Origin of the sequence: Microvirga massiliensis (assembly GCF_001006805.1) — a bacterium.
Taxonomy (GTDB): Bacteria; Pseudomonadota; Alphaproteobacteria; order Rhizobiales; family Beijerinckiaceae; genus Microvirga; species Microvirga massiliensis.
In genome coordinates this window covers 227711-230510 of the sequence record NZ_LN811365.1, presented here as the reverse complement: position 1 = coordinate 230510, position 2800 = coordinate 227711, and the positions used below count along the sequence as shown (strand labels likewise).

The window sequence follows — 2800 nt, the reverse complement described above, 5'->3', positions numbered from 1 at the left end:
GCCTTCACGGCTGATCCTGATTGGGGCGCCAAATGCATATCCGTCTGCTGGACGGATTCGCTGTGACTGCCGCCGTGGGCAACTCCGTTCGCCTCGCCACGCGCAAGACGCGGTTCGTCCTCGCCGCGCTGGCCCTCTCGGGCACGAGGGGCGTCACGCGAACGCAGCTGTGCCGACTGTTCTGGCCGGATCGGGCAGCCCCGCAGGCGCGCAGCAGCTTGCGCCAGGCCCTGACGGATATCCGCCGGGCATTGGGCGAGGATGCCGATCAGGCGAAGACCGTCGAAGGCGATCAGGAGACCGTCCGGCTCGGCCTTCCGGAGAGCGCGGTCGATGCCCTCGCATTCGAGGCGGGCGCCAAGCGGCCAGACGCTGAAGCGTTGCGCGCTGCGGCGGAGCTGTATCGCGGCGATCTCCTCGCCGGAATTGATCTGCCGGACGATGCCGACGAGTGGTTCGCCGTGCACCGCCGCGCCTTGCGTCGCTCCGCGCTCAATCTTGCCGAGCGCATGAGCGCCTTCCCGGCCGCCGCGCCGGAGCTGCTCGATACGTGCGAGGCGTTAGCCGAGCGCTTGTTGGCGCAGGACTGCACGGCCGAGGAGGCGCACCGCGCCCTCATCCGCGTGCATCAGCGCCGGGGCCACCTCAGCGCCGCGTTGCGGCAGTTCGAGGAGTGCCGCGCCGTGCTGCGGAAGGAGCTTGGCGCCGAGCCCGATCGCGAGACCGCTGCGCTCGTCGCAGCGTTGCGCGATCCCATGGAGGGCGCGCCGCAAGCCGACGCAGTCCCCCCGATCGTGCCGGCGCCGGCCCGCGTGAGCATCCGGGATCGCGGCCTGCCGTCGATCATCGTCATGCCGTTCGACAATCTGAGCGGCCCGTCCGACGAATACTTCGTCGATGGCGTCGTCGAGGAGATCACCGCGGCGCTGTCTCGCGTGCGCGACTTCTTCGTCATCGCGAGGCAGTCGGCCTTTACCTACAAGGGCCGCTTCGTCGACGTGCGCGACGTCGGCTCGGAGCTCGGCGTCAGCTATGTGGTCGAGGGAACGGTGCGGCGCGGCGGCGACCGGCTGCGCATCTCGGTGCAGCTCGTCGATGCGGCCAGCCGTCAGCAGCTATGGGCCGATCGCTTCGACGGGACCAGCTCGGACGTGTTCGCATTTCAGGATCGGATCGCAGCCAACGTGGCCGGTGCAATCCATCCGGCGGTTCGCCGGGCCGAGGTCGAGATGGCGAGGCTCAAGCCGCCGAGCGACCTCAGAGCCTATGACCTCTTGATGCGAGCTTACCCGAGGGTTTGGGCGCAGCATGCCGAGGCCGTTCGAGAGGCGATCGCAACGCTCGAGCAGGCCATCGAGATTGATCCGGAGTACTGGCGGGCGCACGCGCTCCTCGGCTGGTGTCACGCGATGAACGTGAGCTATCTTTGGACGTCCGACTCGGAAGTCGAAGAGCAAATTGCCCTTCGCTGTGTCCAGCGAGCCTCCGCCTCGATCGACGATGATCCGACGGCACTAACCGCCTGCGGTGCGACGCTCCACCTCCTCGGCAAGCAGGCAGAGTCAGCCGCTTTGCTGCATACTGTGCTGAAGCTCGATCCGAACAACGCTTTGGCCTGGACGCGGCTCGGCTGGGTCGGGGTCTTCCAGGGCGAGCCCTCCGCGGCAATGGAGTGCTTCGAAAAAGCCATGGCGCTCAGCCCGCTCGATCCCTTCATGTTCAGCATGCGCATGGGTCTTGGATCGGCGCTGGCCCTCGCCGGTCGCCTCGAGGAGGCGCTGGCGATCGGCCGGGAGGTGGTTGCGCAGCACCCTCAGCTGACGTGGGCCTATCGATTTTTGACGGCATGGGCGGGAATGGCCGGTGACCTGACGACGGCTCGTTGGGCGGCCGATCGCCTGCTCGCCCTCCAACCGGATTATACGGTCGCCAAATATCTCGCCGTGCCGGTCATGCGCAGCAATCCGAAGCTGCGCGACTGGTTGGCCGGAGGGATGCGGCTTGGTGGCCTTCCGGAGGGGTAGCGGCAGCGCGCCGCGCCGAGCTCAGCGCATCAAATCGCAATTCGGTCGCGCTTGTTGACCGCAGGCTCTCGCTTCTGTGGGAGGCATGCGGGTCCTCAACCCATCCCTATGGCGCTCTGAAGCGCGGCGCTCGACCAGCGAAGCCGGCCCGCTGCTCCCGTTCGCTGGGATAGGCAAGCTGATGGGCTTCGACGAGATCTAGTCGTCCGTGAAGAACTCGCAACGCGTTGATCGGATGTGAGTTTTTGACTTCATGCCGGATTCGTGTTTGCCGGTTTTGATGCGCTGTGGACAGGTTTTCTGGCAAATTGCGCCGCGCGTAAGGGCGTGATTTCCTGCCCGTGAGGCCCGCGCACGGGAGGCTTTCATGCGACCCAACGAGCGGCACGAGAGCGGCCAGGGCCCGGCTCGACCAGATCGTCGATCCCGGCCACGCACTGGTGCGGCTCGCACGCACGATCGACTGGGAGTTCCTCGCGGCACGCTTCGGCGAGGTTTACGACGACGATCCCGGCCGGCCGCCGCTGCCGACCCGGCTGATGGCCGGGCTTTCAATCCTCAAGCACCTGCACGACCTCTCGGACGAGGCGCTGTGCGACCGCTGGATCGAGAACCCTTACTTTCAGCTGTTCTGCGGCGAGGAGTTCTTCCAGCACAAACTCCCGTTCGAGCGCTCCTCCCTGACCCGCTGGCGCCAGCGCATGGGGTCGGAGCGCCTGAGCGCACTCCTGCAGGAGAGCCTCAGTGTCGCGACCCGCACCGGGGCCGCGAAGCCC

The 2800-nt window shown here is 67.0% G+C and carries 1 protein-coding gene and 1 pseudogene; both read left to right on the top strand.

Annotation, left to right across the window (positions count from 1 at the left end; genetic code table 11):
* Positions 1-32: 32 nt before the first annotated feature.
* The gene (locus tag BN1233_RS35780; RefSeq protein ID WP_046868409.1) at positions 33-2024 is read left to right on the top strand and encodes a BTAD domain-containing putative transcriptional regulator; all 1992 of its coding nucleotides are present in this window, start codon (positions 33-35) and stop codon (positions 2022-2024) included.
* A 367-nt stretch (positions 2025-2391) separates the two neighbouring features.
* Positions 2392-2800: pseudogene (locus BN1233_RS35775) on the top strand (transposase); the annotation flags it as partial.

Coding starts and splice junctions, on each gene's coding strand:
- BN1233_RS35780 (WP_046868409.1), top strand. CDS start 33: ATGCATATCCGTCTGCTGGACGGATTCGCTGTGACTGCCGCCGTGGGC.